Here is a 15,502-nt window from a genome sequence, read left to right on the forward strand (position 1 = left end):
ATTACAACAACCTAACCGATCCCAACCACTAATAGGTTGGGATTTTTTTTTGCCTTATTTTTAAAATAAATGGCAATTCTTTACCAACCTCATTTCAAATCCGCATAGATTCACATTTATGCTAATAAAAACGTACGGCAGCGCTGTTTTTGGAGTGAATGCCTTAACCATTACCATAGAGGTGAGTATAGGTGGAGGCAATAAATACCACATTGTAGGCCTGCCCGATAATGCCATTAAGGAAAGCCTCAGAAGGATTGAAAGTGCCATCCAATCGGCCGGCTTTAAAATGCCCCGACAAAAGATCGTCATCAATTTGGCTCCTGCGGATATCCGCAAAGAAGGCTCAGCTTACGATCTCCCCATCGCCATAGCTATTTTAGCAGCCTCAGAACAAATAGAAAGCCCGGAGACAGACAAACACTTCATCATGGGAGAACTCTCCTTAGACGGCGGCTTACAGCCTATTAAAGGCGCACTTCCCATCGCCATCCAGGCGCGTGCTGCAGGTTTCAAAGGATTTATCCTCCCAAAAGACAATTCCCGGGAAGCCGCCATTGTAAATGAGCTGGAGGTATATGGAATGCGTAACTTAACGGAAGTGATCGCTTTTTTTAATGGTACCGAAAAACCAGCACCTGTAATTGTCAATACCCGGGATGAGTTTTTCAACAATGTAAGTAGCTATGAGCAAGACTTCTCGGATGTAAAAGGACAGCAAAACATAAAAAGGGCATTGGAGATCTCCGCAGCAGGCGGACACAACTTAATTCTGATTGGCCCTCCAGGGGCAGGAAAAACCATGCTGGCTAAGCGTCTGCCTACCATTTTACCTCCATTAAACCTACAGGAAGCATTAGAGACAACAAAAATACATTCTGTAGCCGGAAAATTGAATGCAGCAGAATCACTAATGACAGAACGCCCGTTCAGGAGCCCACATCATACGATTTCCGACATGGCCCTGGTAGGGGGTGGTGCCAATCCACAACCCGGTGAAATCTCGCTGGCCCACAATGGCGTACTATTTTTAGATGAATTGCCTGAATTTAAGCGTAGCGTACTTGAAGTGATGCGACAACCACTTGAAGATCGTTGTGTAACCATCTCCAGATCGCGATCAAGTGTTGAATACCCTGCCAGCTTCATGCTCATTGCCTCGATGAACCCTTGTCCTTGCGGCTTTTATAACCATCCTGAAAAAGAATGCATCTGTGGTTCTGGCGTTGTCCAGAAATACCTGAGCAAAATATCAGGCCCTTTGCTAGACCGAATCGACCTCCATGTTGAGGTGACCCCTGTAAACTTTAATGAGCTGACGTCATCCTCTATAACCGAAAACAGTGCAACAATAAGAGAAAGGGTAATTAAAGCCCGTGCTTTACAGGATAAGCGGTTTAGCGCCAGTCACAACCTGTATTATAATGCTCAGATGAGTCCTAATATGGTAAGGAACGTTTGTAAAATAGATGCTGCAGGGCAAAGTTTAATTAAAGGCGCAATGGAAAAGCTGGGCCTTTCGGCCCGGGCTTACGACCGCATTTTAAAAGTATCGAGAACCATTGCCGATCTTGCGAAGAGCAAAGAGATCAAATTAGAGCACCTGGCTGAAGCGATTCATTACCGAAGCCTTGACCGTGACAGCTGGTCGGGCTAATTCAATAAGAATTCGTCCGAATCCTCTTCTTCATCTTCTTCTTCTTCTTCCTCTTCCGGCACATAAGCTATTATCGCTCTGCCTATGGCATTGATTTCCTCATTAGCTTCAAATAGAGGAAGCGCAGTTTCATCATCCAACTTTAACCATTGCTCTTCTGTGTCCTTTTGAATATGAACATATTCTTTTCCATCCTTAAAAATAACGTAAGTATCGTTGCCTTCCGGAAATACCGCGTAATCTGTTGTCCCTATCGTAATGTCAAATGGTTCTTGCATAAAATATGTGTTTGATTTACAGAATTCTTATTTTTTTGATGCCTTTAATTGCTTTATAAATTCGACAAACTTATCGCTGGCATAGTTCGCCGCACCCACCTCATTATAAGAGACCCGTCCCATCTTATCGAATACAACAGTAGTTGGCAAAGAACCTTTAAAGATCACTTCCGGAACACTGCTGTCGGCAATATAAACAGGCAAGTTATAGTCCTTCTTATCCATAAACTTTTGTGATTTTGCAAAATCTCCATCAGCATCAACCAATATAAAAACAACTTCCTTATCGTTTTTAAACTGTTCATATAGCTTGTTTACAGAAGGCATTTCGGCGATACAAGGAGGACACCATGTGGCCCAGAAATTCAAAAAAACAACTTTCCCTTTTAAGTCGCCTAAATCCAGCACCTTACCCGAGGCATCTTTAAACTTGATACCCGAAAGATCCATAGGAGCGGTTTCAATGGCAGTCTCAACTGAAGGGCTTTCAAGAGAAGGACTGAACAGTCCAACCTTCATCAAGCCTCTTATCATTAGGGCCTTGGTTGAAGGAACAAAAATAAGCAACAAAATAAAGCCAAAAAATAATGCATTTATAATGTTCTTTTTAGTGAAATATTTCTCCATGATCTATTATTAAAGCTAACAATTGTTGTAAAGTTACGAGATTATTCTTCACCGAGCTTAATGGTGTTCGCTTTTGACATTCCATTGTTTAAAGCTGATCAGCAGTTTCTATACTTCCTTTATTTAGAACCTGTTGGCTTAAGGCTTACTATTCAATATATGCAAAAGAGATAGAAAGGATATTAAAGGAATTAAAAGAAGAGTAAACTTGATTAAAAATCAAATTTCAACCTCACCCCTGTACCCATAAGGTGCAGGTTTTCCTTTGTAAAGGATTTCATAGGCAACTTCATAAAAGGTTCTACAGAAAATGCTTTATTACCGGATATGCTTTGCTTATACCCAAAGGAAAGATTGTAAAACCCTAAGTACTTATCATCTCTGATCTCTTCAACAGGAACGGGTTCTGAAACCTTTTTTTCCATGAAAACAGCTTTAAAACCTGCAACATTAGTCATAGTGGAAGGAACATATTCTACTGTCCCCCGCAGATAATTATGCTGTTGCGTCTGGTTTAAAATAGCAAAAGCAGACACCCCAACATTGGTATATAATTTCTTACTCAGGTTATATTTGATCCCAAGAGGAATATCGATTCCTACAAGGCTAGCTTCAACGGACTGCAAACTTTTTGTTTCCGTTACCATTGCAGATGGAGCAGCAGGAGAGTTTGGTGCAGAATTAGCATTACTAATTGCACTTTTTGAAGCCCCCATTTCATTATAGGAAACTCCTGAGCTAATAGAAACTTTACTGGATAAAGCGTAATCCAAACTAAATCCATAGCCCATATTCAGTTTTTTACTGTTGTCAATAGAAGGGGCAACAACAACACCCATATCCCATTTATCAATCTTTTTAGTTGTCGATTTTGTCGCAGCCAGTGTTCCTTTATTCGCTTTAACTTCAGCATCAAGAAACTCTTGAAAACTGCGAGGCTTATTGTCCTCAACAACAGGCTTCTCTTTAATCTCAACCTTGGCAAGGGCTATTGAATCATTAACAGATTGCTTTACTCCATTTTGATCAGCACGTACCACGGGGTTTGACGCATTAATTTGTCTCGGAGAAATCACAGGTTGCACATTTGAAACAATAGCATCATGCTTAATCGGATCTGGTTGTTTAACCGTAACAATCAATGGGTTATTATGCACCTGATTATTTTCTCTTTGCGCAACCACAGCTTCGTTCTCGGCGACTTCTGTTTCCAGGTTTTGGGTTGCAGCACCGGGATTTATCACCGCTGAAGGTGTATCCGGCAATCTATTTACATTTTGTTTGATCGGTTTAACTTTTCCTTCCAGCACGATCCTATGATCAGGCGTGTTATTTGCAGAATAGAATAAGGCAAACCCGATTAAAAGGACAGCGGCAGCGCTACTTAAGCCGGCAAGCCAATACCATCCGATTCTTTTGCTTTCTTTTTTCTCAAAGTGCTCCCATGCACCCGGAACATAGGCCTCCTCATGCTCCGTCAAACTTTCCTTTATGTGAGCAAACAGCTCGTCATCTACCGGTTTCATACGCTTCGGATATTTTGAATTGTTGTCGGTTCATATGAATTCATCAGGGAGTTTTTATACAGCTCTCTCAACTTGTTCTTTGCTCTTGTTAAATAAACCCTGCATGAGCTCTCTGGGATGTTCAGTATTTTTGAAATCTCTTCATGCGAAAAGCCTTCAATCTCGTACATATTAAAAATTAATTTATGTGTTTCAGGCAGCTCATTCAAAAGCTTCATAATATCCTGCACATTTAATTGTGAAATTGCATTCAGCTCAATGAGCGGCTGCTGCTCTTCCGTAATGTCGTCTACATATAAAAAAGTCTTTTTACCACGTAGGAAATCTATCGCCGTTCGGGACGAAATTCTGGCTATCCAGCCTTTAAAAGCTTTCTGCAACTGATCTTCGTACTTAGGTCCATTAAACTGGCCTATGCTTTTAAAAATCTTTATAAAACTATCATTAACTAACTCTTCTGCATCATTTCTGTCGTCCACATAACGTAAAGTTACGCCCATTAAATAGCCATAGAAAGATTTATACATCATTTCTTTGCTTTTATTGTCGTTCCTTAAACACCCCGCTATAGCGTCCTCAAACTTGAGCATTCTTTCTTCAGCAATTAGGGTTAGTTTATATGAGTTCCATTAGTACACCATCTATTTTACAGGTTAAAAACGTCATTTACAGGTGATCATTGTTAGCGGCATTGTAATCCAAACCAAAACAATAAAATGAGGGTGCTTGAAAAATTACGGGTAGACCGGAACTTTTCGAACACCCTCAAATATAAGCAGATATTATTTGTGTGTGTAAATTGCAGCTCCTAATTTTAAACTATCCACTGTTGCTGTTGAGATACCTTTGGCATAAATCGTATAGATTTTACCTTTCTCAATTTTAACATTTGGCAATGTAGTTTTAACTGACTCACCCGCTTTGATATTAAAAGTTAAGCTTTCTCCCGGATCAACAGAAGTAAAAGCGGTAGACTCATAAAATGCTTTGTTGGTAAACAAATCTGTAGTACCTCCATTAACAGCAAGGCTCAATGCAGGTGCATCCTTGCTTAAGTTCACGAAACGAACTTTGGCTTTATCAGCAGCAGGAGCACTTAGGTCATCTTCAAGCAAAAGGAATTTTTTAGGGTTTGAATCCATTGTATCCAATACGAAGAATGAATATCCTACACTTGAAGCTAAAGGAAAACGCTGTGAAGCAAGAAACTTGTTTTTACCATGTTTGGCTATACCTAATAGTCTGTTTCCAGGGAACAGGTTCAGATAATCAATTTTACTGTTGTATTTTAACGGTTTTAGATTAACCCGAGTCTGGTCAACAATAAAATCTACAGAATCGGCAGTAGGGAAAGCGTTAATGAAAGAAAGACCAGCTACTTGCTGAGGCTCTATTTTCTCTTTTGAACAAGCAGCAAAAACTACTGAAACTGTAACCACGGCAATAAAGGTTTTAAATATCGCTTTGAAATTGGAAATTTTCATAATCATATATTTTTTAAGGGGTTCGAAGCTGTCATTATTTGCAAACTGACAAAGGCTCCATGATTTAATTTTTTAAAATTCTTAAAACAATGCGTTAATGGCCATTAACTGTTTTTCTTATTAAAACGAGGGCTGATACAAAAACGCTACAGCCGGCAGTATTTTTTTATTCCCAGAGCAGATCCGCTCAAGATTGGGCTGGATGTTGTTGAAGCCCATATCCGTTTAACGCTGCTGTTAGCCCCCAAGACTGGACAACCGTAATGTTTGCCCCCCGATCTGACAAATTAATTTTAATCCCTTAATTTTGTGGACAGAAAAACATTGTAAATTTAACTCACAACATAACCCCTAAAAAAATGCAGGAAGCAAATTCACTAAATCAAGTAGCAGAATTCCATAAAACCTTTAAGCACCCTATAAAAGAAACACCAGGCATCCCTGCTATAGAGCGTGCAAATTTGAGAGTTTCATTATTAGCCGAAGAGCTGAACGAATTGAAAGAAGCCATCGAAGCGAACGACTTTGTTGAAGTTGCGGATGCTTTGTGCGACCTGCAATATGTATTATCAGGTGCGATTCTTGAATTTGGGTTAGCTGATAAGTTTAAAGCCCTTTTTGAAGAAGTACACCGCTCAAATATGAGTAAGGCTTGCAAATCTATTGAAGAAGCTAATGAAACCATTCAGCATTATAGAACGACTCAGCAATGTGATGCTTATCACAAAGAAGAAGAATCACTGTTCCTGGTATACAGAACAAATGATAATAAAACCTTAAAATCAATCAACTACTCTCCTGCGGATCTACAAAGTCTGATCTAAGGAAACACAGGACTCATCTAAATCAAACCCAAGCCTATGCAACAAGCCATGTGGCGGGTTATCAAATTAGGCTGAGAAGACTCTGCTTTATAACATGGCATCAGACTGCTAAAAGCAGTCCGATACCAAACCAATACCAGTCTAATAGCAGACCAATAGCAGCCTGATAATTTATTCGTCATCCTGATGCTTTGCCTGTTACCAGACATAAAAAAATAAAGGCCGGATGTTCATTTTGAACATCCGGCCTTCAACCTTTCTTAAGAGGGTTTTAAATCAACTCTACACTTCTACTAACAAAAGCCGTCAATTCCGCTCCTGTTAACATTCCTTGCGCAAGCAAAGCTAAATCTACTGCTTGTTTAGCAAGTAAACCCTGCTCTGCTTCGTTATCTGTAGCAATGATCTTTCCAATCAACTTATGGTTACCATTGATCGCCACTTTGTAGCTATCCGGCATGCTGCCATAAAAGCCCATACCGCCACCCATTGCAGCCATATCCTTCATGCGGCGCATAAACTCATCCATAGTCACAGTAACGGGTAATTCATCAGGATTTAAGCCCACAATTTCTACACTGTATCCAGGTTTTGTTATCGCTTTCTCAAAGATGTCTTTAACTTTTTTAGACTGATCTTCTGTCAATACCGACTCTACGTGATCGTCTTTGTCAATCAGTTTGCTCGCTACACTTGAATCTACGCGTTTTAAGGCCGTTTTTTCAAGCTTTTGCTCTAATTGACTGATGAAGTGATTATCTATCGGAGAATTCATCAATAACACATCGTAATCCTTTTTATTGGCTGACTGGATAAAGCTATCCTGCTTAGCCGGATCATTAGCATAGATGTAAACAACCTGACCATTTTTGTCGGTCTGTGTGTCTTTCACCTTATTGTGGTATTCTTCTAATGTGTAATGCTCTTCTCTAGTATTGGTTAACAAAGCAAAGTCTTTCGCTTTTTCGTAAAATTTCTCTTCGCTCACCATACCATATTTCACGAATAAGCCAATATCACTCCACTTCTCTTCGTAACCTTTACGGTCTTTATTATACAGTTCCTGTAGCTTGTCAGCCACTTTTTTAGTGATATAGCTGTTGATCTTTTTAACGTTACTATCTGCCTGCAAGAAGCTTCTTGATACGTTTAATGGGATATCCGGTGAATCAATTACACCATGTAACAACATTAAGAACTCAGGAACGATGTCTTTTACTTCATCAGTAATGAACACCTGACGAGAGAACAATTTGATTTTGTTACGTTGCATATCGAAATCATTCTTCACTTTAGGGAAGTATAAAACACCCGTTAAGTTGAAAGGATAATCTACGTTCAGGTGAATCCAGAACAAAGGATCTTCTGAGAAAGGATACAATTGCTTATAAAACGAAAGGTAATCTTCGTCTGACAAATCTGCAGGTGCTTTTGTCCAGATTGGATTCGTGGTATTAATGATATTGTCAACCTCAACACTCTTGGTTTTAGGTTTTCCTTCTTCATCTTCGCCATCTTCTTCCTGTTCTGTTTTGGTACCAAACTTAATTGGAACAGGTAAGAACTTACCATATTTATCCAGAATCTCTTCCAGCTTATTTTTGCTTAAAAACTCTTCTGATTCTGTATTGACATGTAAAATGATTTCAGTACCTCTAGTGGTTCTGTTACCAGCTGTAATTTCATATTCAGTACTACCATCACATACCCAACGGGCAGGCTCCGCACCATCCTGATAAGAAAGGGTCTGGATCTCTACAAGATCCGCAACCATAAATGCAGAATAGAAGCCTAGACCGAATTTACCGATGATCTCGTTTGCATCTTTCGCATCTTTAAACTTCTCAACGAACTCACTCGCACCAGAGAAAGCTACCTGGTTGATATATTTTTTAATCTCTTCGGCGGTCATACCCAAACCATTATCTGTAATGGTAATGGTCTTTTTTTCCTCGTCTACTGCAACCTCTACTAATGGATTGCCCAGTTCTCCGCTATATTGACCAAGTGCAGCTAAACGCTTGATTTTTTGTACCGCATCAACGGCATTTGATACAAGTTCTCTTAAAAAGATCTCGTTATCTGAATACAGGAATTTCTTGATTATTGGGAAAATGTTCTCCGTGTGAATGGAAATGCTTCCTTTTTCTTCTATGCTCATATGTAAACTCATTTTTAAGTACATAACACCCTTATCAATGGCCATTCCAAACTCCCTTTGTTGTCAAATTGACAGTTCTGATAAAATTATAATCCCATGATATTTTTCTGTGTACCTTTGCCCTTTAATGGAATACAACGTTCATACCTTGCCAAATGGCATCCGCTTACTTCATGTACCTTCAGCATCTGCAATATCTCATGCCTGTATCATCATAAACAGTGGTTCCAGAGACGAAAAAGCCGAGCAATCGGGCTTGGCACACTTTATTGAGCACCTGATTTTTAAGCGTACAGCAAAACGCAACACCAACCAGATTCTGAACAGACTGGAAAGCGTGGGAGCTGACCTGAACGCCTATACGACTAAAGAATACACCTGCATCCATGCTTCTTTCCTTAATCCATATCTGGACAGAACTTTAGAACTGTTTAATGATATCGTTTTTCATTCAACTTTCCCGGAAGATGAAATGGAAAAAGAGAAAAGTGTGATCCTGGATGAGATTTCCTCTTATCTCGATCAGCCGGAGGAAGCAATATGTGATGATTTTGAAGATCTGCTTTGGGCGGGTCATCCACTAGGTAGAAACATATTGGGCACTACCGAAAGTGTAAATAAGCTAAATAAAAAGGATATTCTGCAGTTTATTCAGGATAACTATCATACCGATAAAATTGTGATTGCAGTATTAGGCAATTACTCTTTAAACAAGCTGGTAAAAATTGGATCAAAGCATTATGCGGACATCCCGGCCAATCCATATAAAAATACACGGATAGTCCCGGTAAAGGCGCCAGTTCTTATACAAAGTTTTCAAAAGCCCATTCAACAGTCACATATCATGATGGGTACGCAGGCTTACTCTTTACACCATCCCTACAAAACTGGCTTATTGTTGTTAAATAATCTGCTTGGCGGCACCGGAATGAGTTCTATCCTGAATTTACAGATCAGAGAGAAATACGGCATTGCCTATACCATCGAGACCAGCTACAGCCCACTTAGCGATACGGGTATTTTTACTTTGTATTTTGGTACAGACAAGGAAAAAGTGAACAAAGCATTAGCGCTGATCCTTAAAGAATTCAAAAAGGTAAAAGACAAACCCTTAACTGAAGTTCAACTACAAAAGGCTAAGAATAAGTTTATTGGTCAGATTGCACTGGGAGAAGAAAACAGGATTGGCCTGATCGTGGCCATGGCAAAAAGCCTGATCGATTATGATAATATTGACAGCCTTGAAATCATATTCAAGAAAATTCAGGCCGTAAGTACTGCTGATATGGCCAATATTGCCAATGAAATATTAGATGAAAGTAATCTTACATCCTTAACCTTTTATCCTTTAGGGTAATATTTGTATTTTTGCACTATGAAACTACCCATTATAGCCTACGGAGATCCGGTTCTGAAAAAGGTATGCACACCTATTGATGAGAATTACCCGGACCTTAAACAATTAATAAGCAACATGTTCGAAACCATGTATCATGCGCATGGCGTTGGACTGGCCGCGCCGCAGATAGGTTTACCGATCCGCTTGTTTATTGTTGATACTGGAGCCGATGAGGATGATAAAAACCCGTTCAAAAAAGTATTCATTAACGCCCAGATCATTGAAGAAACAGGTGAACCCTGGGCTTTTAATGAAGGCTGTTTAAGTATTCCTGATATTAGAGAAGATGTTATGCGCAAGCCTAATGTACTAATCAGATACTATGATGAAAACTGGGAGCTTCATGAGGAAACCATTACAGGAATGCCTGCACGTGTAGTTCAGCATGAATATGATCATATTGAAGGAAAGCTGTTTACAGATACCCTAAGCTTATTGCGTAAAAGAATGCTTAAAAGCAAGCTTGATGCGATTTCTAAAGGGAATGTAAAAGCGGATTATAAGATGCGTTTTCCGCACCAAAACAAAAGACGTTAATTACTTTCGCTTCTGATCTTATCTCCTTTAAAGATAGACTGCATTAACTTACCCCATGCAAATGGGTTCAATAAAGGATTAGTCTGAACCATGTTCTTGTTTAAAGCACGATCATGGTTTAGCCTATAATTAATACCCTGAATCTCTCCTCCATCACGTGGTAAGCTCTGAATTAGACCGGTAAGGCTCTCTGCCGAAAGATTACGAGCTGCGATGACATAATCATCATCTGCAATCTTCATAGACATAAAATCTCTTGTAAAGTCTTCTACCGTTGCCCAAGGGTAAACCCTTACTGTAGGTAGATTTACAATTTCTGCCTTCATTTTAATCATGGCAGTATACTTACTGTCTGCAGTCTGAGTAGGAATAGCCAGCAACAGGTCTCTATAACCTATTGCTGTATATAATATCGTATCCCCAGGATGGGCGATAAATGAAAAATATCCTTTGTAATTGGCAGCATAACGCTGTCCCTTATTGGTTAAATTGGTAACCGTAACATAAGGTACAACCGTATTACTATCCACATCGGTAATGATACCGGTAAATTGAATCAATGGTTTCTCCTTTGTAATTTGCTGCGCAAACACTGAAGAGCCTAAAAGAAACAACATGATGGTTAGTGCGTACTTCATAATTACAAAAATAGCTGTTATAAATAAAACGGCTAGTTAAATTGTGTTAAATCGACTAAACCGGTTCAACCAGGTTAATCGCCTCAACAGCGGTAATTTGCGGAACAGCTTTCATAATCGCTTGTTCTACACCTGCTTTCATCGTCATGAAACTCATCTTGCAGGATCCGCAGTTACCCAATAATTTCAATCTAACTACATTTTCAGCCGTAATCTCCTCAATAGCAACATTTCCACCATCAGCAATTAAATATGGCCTGATCGTTTCTAATGCTTGCTCTACTTGTTCAGTTAAATTCATTTTGGTAAATTATTAAAATATAAAAATAGTAATTTTTTTCCTCATTTGAACCATTTTTAAACGGTCAAAGAAAGGTCTCCTGCCGTTTGTGCATTATTTATGGCAATCTGCTGTGCAACTCTGCCGGCGATTTCTGCAAAAGATACTGCTATTTTGTTGGTCCTATCTAAAGCTACCGGCACACCGCTATCGCCGCCTGCAGTTATACTCTGTAAAATAGGAATCTCTCCTAAGAACGGTACTGAGAATGATTTCGCCAGCTCCTTTCCACCATCTTTTCCAAAAATGTAATACTTGTTGTCCGGTAACTCTTCAGGAGTAAAATAAGCCATATTCTCTATTACACCTAAAACCGGAATATTGATACTTGGCATTTTAAACATCGCCAATCCTTTACGTGTATCGGCCAAAGCCACCTGTTGGGGTGTAGTAACAATCACTGCACCTGCGATAGGGAAACTCTGAGTAACGGTAATATGGATATCTCCAGTGCCCGGAGGTAAATCTACAATCAGATAATCCAGCTCACCCCAGTCGGCATCATTAAAAAGTTGCTTAATTGCATTAGAAGCCATCGGTCCACGCCATGGCACTGGCTGATCGGGATCCGCAAAAAAGCCTAGCGAAAGTAATTTTATACCGTATTTCTCAATCGGCAATATCAGGGTCTTCCCATCCTCAGTTTCTCTTGCGCTAGGTTTTGCACCCACAAGATCAAACATGGTAGGAACTGAAGGCCCATAAATATCCGCATCAATTAAGCCAACCTTAGCTCCATCAGCAGCAAGGGTGATAGCTAAATTACTGGCCACAGTAGATTTACCAACACCACCTTTACCTGAAGAAACCAGGATAATATTCCTGATGTCTTTAAGCTGTGTGGTATCCATAGGCTTAGTTACCCTTGAAGTGATATTGATCTCTACCTCTGCTTCCTGACTAACAAAATGCTTAACGGCATTTAAACATGCATTTTTCAGCATATCTTTCATCGGACAGGCAGGAGTTGTCAACTCAAGGGTAAAACTTACCTGTTTATCTACTATTTTTAAGTCTTTGATCATGTTCAGCGTAACCAGATCTTTCTTAAGATCGGGATCTTCAACATTTCTCAAAGCGGCTAGGACTTGTTCTGGGCTAATCATAATTATTCAAAACTAGCTAAAACTGTGATAGCAACCATGAACACCACCAACAATATTGCAATAAAGTGAATAACTCGTCGGGGAATGCTCCTTTTTATTGTAATTTTAACACGAAATAAACACCAGAGTTTAACGTTAGCAATAAAATCTATTTTATAGCATGCACCTTCCAAAAATTAACATCCCCAAAAAATACGTAAAAGCCGGAGTGTGGGTATTGGGGATTTTTCTTCTTCTGCTGATTACCGCTGGCATTATTGCCTACAACAAAAGAGAAACCCTCTTAGATAAAATGATGGCAAAGGCCATCGCCAAAGCAGAGAAAGACTACGGATTGGAGGTGAAAATCGCCGAATATGGCTTTAAGGGATTAAGTACCATACACATGAAAGATGTTTCGGTAGTTCCAAAAGACCGTGATACCCTGACCACGATATCCGACATGACCATCGGGGTTAAACTCTTTCCTTTGATTTTTGGTGATGTTAAGCTCTCTGAAATCAACCTGAATGTTGGCCAGTTGAACATCGTTTTTAAAGACTCCTTAAGCAATCTCGATTTCCTGCTGAAAAGAAAAAAGAACGACGATACAGAAAAGAAATCTAAAGTTGACCTGTCCGACCTGGCGCATAACCTCCTGAACCAGGTTTTGTATAAGATCCCGGACAATATGGAGATTAAGGACTTTTTATTGAATGTAAACGATAACGACACCGCTAAACTTACTTTCCTAACCACTAAAGCTACAATAGAAGATGGTGACTTGAATTCAACCATTTTAGTGAATGGCACCGAGTCGACCTGGCATATTAACGGAACGGTAAAACCAGGAAAAAAACAAATGGACATCATGCTTTTTGCAGATAATAAGAAAGTTGAACTCCCTTATCTGGAACGTAAACTGCGAGCTAAATTTAGCTTCGACACGGTAAGAACTGAGATGAAAAGTGCCGAGTACAGTGGTGATGATTTCAAAATATCAGGCTCGTGGTCAATAAAAAATTTACTCATCAACCATCCTAAAATTGCATCCAATGACATCATCGTTCCTGATGCAAAGATTGATGCGGATATGTTAATTGGCAAAAATTATGTCGCTCTGGATAGCTCATCAACCGTATTTCTGAAAAAAGCTTCCATACACCCTTATTTAAAATATACCCTTTCTCCGAATAAAATTTATGAAGTAAAACTCCATGCTCCAGATCAGGATGCCCAGGAGGTATTAAGTGCTTTCCCTCAGGGCTTATTCGAATCTCTTGATGGAATGCGTGTAAGTGGTAAAATACGTTATGACCTGAATTTTTACCTGGATAGCTCGCTACCGGATAGCGTAAAGTTTTATTCAGGCCTTACGCCAACTAATTTTAAAATCCTGAAATGGGGAAAAACAGACCTGCAAAAGATAAATAAGGACTTTGTTTATACGCCATATGAGCGTGGTAAACCAATGCGCGACATCTTGATTGGTCCTGCCAATCCTAACTATACACCGCTTTCTGAGGTTTCCAGCAACTTTAAAAACGCGATATTAACCTCGGAAGATCCTTCATTTTTTAGCCATAAAGGCTTTGTGCTGGAATCTATCCGTAAATCCATTGCCGTTAATTTTAAGGAAAAGAGATTTGTAAGAGGTGGAAGTACCATTTCCATGCAGCTGGTTAAAAATATATTCCTCAGCAGACAAAAAACTTTATCCAGAAAGGCGGAGGAAATCCTTATCGTCTGGCTGATAGAAAATAATCGTCTGGTAAGTAAAAACAGAATGCTGGAAGTGTACTTTAACATCATTGAAATGGGGCAGAACATTTACGGAATTGGAGAGGCCACCCGATACTATTTTGGCAAAAAGCCATCTGACCTGAATATTGGCGAAGGCATTTTCCTGGCCAATATTGTTCCCAGACCTAAAATAGCCCTATATAAGTTTAAAGATGATGGTGGCCTTAAGGACTACATGTATCCATATTTTAAATTTATAGGCAAGATTATGGCTGGCCGGGGACTTACCCCAACGGATAGTAGCGGCTATGGCTTTTACAATGTTCGCTTGCGTGAAGGGTTAAGAAAATATCTGCTCCCTGACACGGCAACAATAGACACCAATGATTTTGACAACGAAGATCCACTACCGGCTGTTGAAACGCACGATGCTTCAAAAAGTCTGTTCGACCGGATATTTGGCAAACAGAAAAAGGATACTACAACTACTCCGGCCGTTAAAACTGATACGACCAAAACAAGAAAAGAATTAAGGCAGGAACGAAGGGACCAACGAAAAAAAGAGAAGGAAAAAGAAAAAGCCACCCAGCTTTAATATAACCAGCATGAATAAAATTCAAATAGAAGATAGAACGTTCGAAATTCTTTTAGATAATGACAATATCAGCAAACGCACCCGTCTGATTGGTATTCAGCTAAATGTAGATTACGAAGACCGCTGCCCCATATTTATCGGGGTATTAAATGGCAGCTTTCTTTTTATGGCCGATCTGCTTAGAGAAATTGAAACCCCTTGTGAAATTGGGTTTATTCGCGTATCCTCATATGATGGCGCTGAAAGCAGCGGAAAAATAAAAGAAACCTTCGGTTTGCCAGACAACCTGCACAATAGAGACATCATTATTGTTGAAGATATTGTAGACACTGGCTTTACCCTTAGACACGTACTCAGCGAAGTGCACAAGCAAAACCCGGCATCAGTTAGGGTATGCACGCTATTATTTAAACCTGAAGCCTTAAAACAGCCAATTGATGAGCTTGAATATGTGGCTTTTGAAATCGCAAATGAATTTGTGGTGGGCTATGGTTTAGACTATAATGGGCTTGGCAGAAACCTTAAGGATATCTACAGTGAGAAAACTGTTCCGTCTCAATTGCCTTAAATGTAATTTTTTTTTCACAATTTTGTGAAAACATACAACA

General features: G+C 39.5%; 15 protein-coding genes. 6 read left to right on the forward strand and 9 right to left on the reverse strand.

Annotation, left to right across the window (positions count from 1 at the left end):
- Positions 1-118 precede the first annotated feature (118 nt).
- On the forward strand, positions 119-1,657 hold the full coding sequence (locus tag B9A18_RS07315) for a YifB family Mg chelatase-like AAA ATPase (RefSeq protein ID WP_084288588.1): 1,539 nt from the start codon (positions 119-121) through the stop codon (positions 1,655-1,657).
- Here B9A18_RS07315 and B9A18_RS07320 read toward each other — a convergent pair.
- The 5 genes from B9A18_RS07320 to B9A18_RS07340 form a co-directional block, all read right to left on the reverse strand.
- A complete protein-coding gene (locus B9A18_RS07320) occupies positions 1,654-1,935 on the reverse strand; it encodes a hypothetical protein (RefSeq protein ID WP_084288589.1) in 282 nt (93 codons plus the stop codon). The genes B9A18_RS07315 and B9A18_RS07320 overlap by 4 nt on opposite strands.
- A 27-nt stretch (positions 1,936-1,962) precedes the next feature.
- A complete protein-coding gene (locus B9A18_RS07325; protein ID WP_084288590.1) occupies positions 1,963-2,562 on the reverse strand; it encodes a TlpA family protein disulfide reductase in 600 nt (199 codons plus the stop codon).
- A gap of 212 nt (positions 2,563-2,774) precedes the next feature.
- Positions 2,775-4,088, reverse strand: a complete 1,314-nt coding sequence (locus B9A18_RS07330) for a hypothetical protein (protein ID WP_084288591.1) — start codon at positions 4,086-4,088, stop codon at positions 2,775-2,777.
- Positions 4,085-4,618, reverse strand: coding sequence for an RNA polymerase sigma factor (locus tag B9A18_RS07335; protein WP_235005256.1), 534 nt, complete (start codon positions 4,616-4,618; stop codon positions 4,085-4,087). Before B9A18_RS07335 ends, B9A18_RS07330 begins: the two co-directional genes overlap by 4 nt.
- A gap of 252 nt (positions 4,619-4,870) precedes the next feature.
- Entirely contained in the window at positions 4,871-5,572 is a 702-nt protein-coding gene (locus B9A18_RS07340) for a DUF4397 domain-containing protein (RefSeq protein WP_084288787.1), read from the reverse strand.
- A 359-nt stretch (positions 5,573-5,931) separates the two neighbouring features.
- Here B9A18_RS07340 and B9A18_RS07345 point away from each other — a divergent pair, with 359 nt between their 5' ends.
- Positions 5,932-6,396, forward strand: a complete 465-nt coding sequence (locus tag B9A18_RS07345; RefSeq protein WP_084288593.1) for a pyrophosphohydrolase domain-containing protein — start codon at positions 5,932-5,934, stop codon at positions 6,394-6,396.
- Between the two features lie 271 nt (positions 6,397-6,667).
- Here B9A18_RS07345 and htpG read toward each other — a convergent pair whose 3' ends face one another.
- Positions 6,668-8,557, reverse strand: coding sequence for a molecular chaperone HtpG (gene htpG, locus B9A18_RS07350; protein WP_200816322.1), 1,890 nt, complete (start codon positions 8,555-8,557; stop codon positions 6,668-6,670).
- A gap of 127 nt (positions 8,558-8,684) precedes the next feature.
- Between htpG and B9A18_RS07355 the strand changes: the two genes are divergently transcribed.
- Together B9A18_RS07355 and def are read left to right on the forward strand one after the other, a co-directional pair.
- On the forward strand, positions 8,685-9,914 hold the full coding sequence (locus B9A18_RS07355) for a M16 family metallopeptidase (RefSeq protein WP_084288594.1): 1,230 nt from the start codon (positions 8,685-8,687) through the stop codon (positions 9,912-9,914).
- 18 nt (positions 9,915-9,932) lie between these two features.
- Entirely contained in the window at positions 9,933-10,493 is a 561-nt protein-coding gene (def, locus tag B9A18_RS07360) for a peptide deformylase (protein WP_084288595.1), read from the forward strand.
- Here def and B9A18_RS07365 read toward each other — a convergent pair.
- Genes B9A18_RS07365 through B9A18_RS07375 form a run of 3 tightly spaced genes read right to left on the reverse strand, consistent with a single transcriptional unit; the run spans position 10,490 to position 12,577 of the window.
- On the reverse strand, positions 10,490-11,131 hold the full coding sequence (locus B9A18_RS07365; protein WP_084288596.1) for a peptidase associated/transthyretin-like domain-containing protein: 642 nt from the start codon (positions 11,129-11,131) through the stop codon (positions 10,490-10,492). The genes def and B9A18_RS07365 overlap by 4 nt on opposite strands.
- 55 nt (positions 11,132-11,186) lie before the next feature.
- Positions 11,187-11,432 (reverse strand): NifU family protein, encoded by a 246-nt coding sequence (locus B9A18_RS07370; protein WP_084288597.1) that lies wholly within the window; start codon positions 11,430-11,432, stop codon positions 11,187-11,189.
- A 56-nt stretch (positions 11,433-11,488) separates the two neighbouring features.
- Positions 11,489-12,577, reverse strand: coding sequence for an Mrp/NBP35 family ATP-binding protein (locus tag B9A18_RS07375; RefSeq protein ID WP_084288598.1), 1,089 nt, complete (start codon positions 12,575-12,577; stop codon positions 11,489-11,491).
- A gap of 160 nt (positions 12,578-12,737) precedes the next feature.
- Here B9A18_RS07375 and B9A18_RS07380 point away from each other — a divergent pair, with 160 nt between their 5' ends.
- A complete protein-coding gene (locus tag B9A18_RS07380; protein ID WP_084288599.1) occupies positions 12,738-14,894 on the forward strand; it encodes a transglycosylase domain-containing protein in 2,157 nt (718 codons plus the stop codon).
- 10 nt (positions 14,895-14,904) lie between these two features.
- Positions 14,905-15,462, forward strand: coding sequence for a hypoxanthine phosphoribosyltransferase (gene hpt / locus B9A18_RS07385; RefSeq protein WP_084288600.1), 558 nt, complete (start codon positions 14,905-14,907; stop codon positions 15,460-15,462).
- Positions 15,463-15,502 lie beyond the last annotated feature (40 nt).

It is taken from the genome of Pedobacter nyackensis, assembly GCF_900176505.1.
Taxonomy (GTDB): Bacteria; Bacteroidota; Bacteroidia; order Sphingobacteriales; family Sphingobacteriaceae; genus Pedobacter; species Pedobacter nyackensis.

Bases quoted from the DNA above. Each gene is read 5' to 3' on its own strand.
- B9A18_RS07315 (WP_084288588.1), top strand. From the start codon at position 119: ATGCTAATAAAAACGTACGGCAGCGCTGTTTTTGGAGTGAATGCCTTA.
- B9A18_RS07320 (WP_084288589.1), bottom strand. From the start codon at position 1,935: ATGCAAGAACCATTTGACATTACGATAGGGACAACAGATTACGCGGTA.
- B9A18_RS07325 (WP_084288590.1), bottom strand. From the start codon at position 2,562: ATGGAGAAATATTTCACTAAAAAGAACATTATAAATGCATTATTTTTT.
- B9A18_RS07330 (WP_084288591.1), bottom strand. From the start codon at position 4,088: ATGAAACCGGTAGATGACGAGCTGTTTGCTCACATAAAGGAAAGTTTG.
- B9A18_RS07335 (WP_235005256.1), bottom strand. From the start codon at position 4,618: ATGATGTATAAATCTTTCTATGGCTATTTAATGGGCGTAACTTTACGT.
- B9A18_RS07340 (WP_084288787.1), bottom strand. From the start codon at position 5,572: ATGAAAATTTCCAATTTCAAAGCGATATTTAAAACCTTTATTGCCGTG.
- B9A18_RS07345 (WP_084288593.1), top strand. From the start codon at position 5,932: ATGCAGGAAGCAAATTCACTAAATCAAGTAGCAGAATTCCATAAAACC.
- htpG (WP_200816322.1), bottom strand. From the start codon at position 8,557: ATGAGCATAGAAGAAAAAGGAAGCATTTCCATTCACACGGAGAACATT.
- B9A18_RS07355 (WP_084288594.1), top strand. From the start codon at position 8,685: ATGGAATACAACGTTCATACCTTGCCAAATGGCATCCGCTTACTTCAT.
- def (WP_084288595.1), top strand. From the start codon at position 9,933: ATGAAACTACCCATTATAGCCTACGGAGATCCGGTTCTGAAAAAGGTA.
- B9A18_RS07365 (WP_084288596.1), bottom strand. From the start codon at position 11,131: ATGAAGTACGCACTAACCATCATGTTGTTTCTTTTAGGCTCTTCAGTG.
- B9A18_RS07370 (WP_084288597.1), bottom strand. From the start codon at position 11,432: ATGAATTTAACTGAACAAGTAGAGCAAGCATTAGAAACGATCAGGCCA.
- B9A18_RS07375 (WP_084288598.1), bottom strand. From the start codon at position 12,577: ATGATTAGCCCAGAACAAGTCCTAGCCGCTTTGAGAAATGTTGAAGAT.
- B9A18_RS07380 (WP_084288599.1), top strand. From the start codon at position 12,738: ATGCACCTTCCAAAAATTAACATCCCCAAAAAATACGTAAAAGCCGGA.
- hpt (WP_084288600.1), top strand. From the start codon at position 14,905: ATGAATAAAATTCAAATAGAAGATAGAACGTTCGAAATTCTTTTAGAT.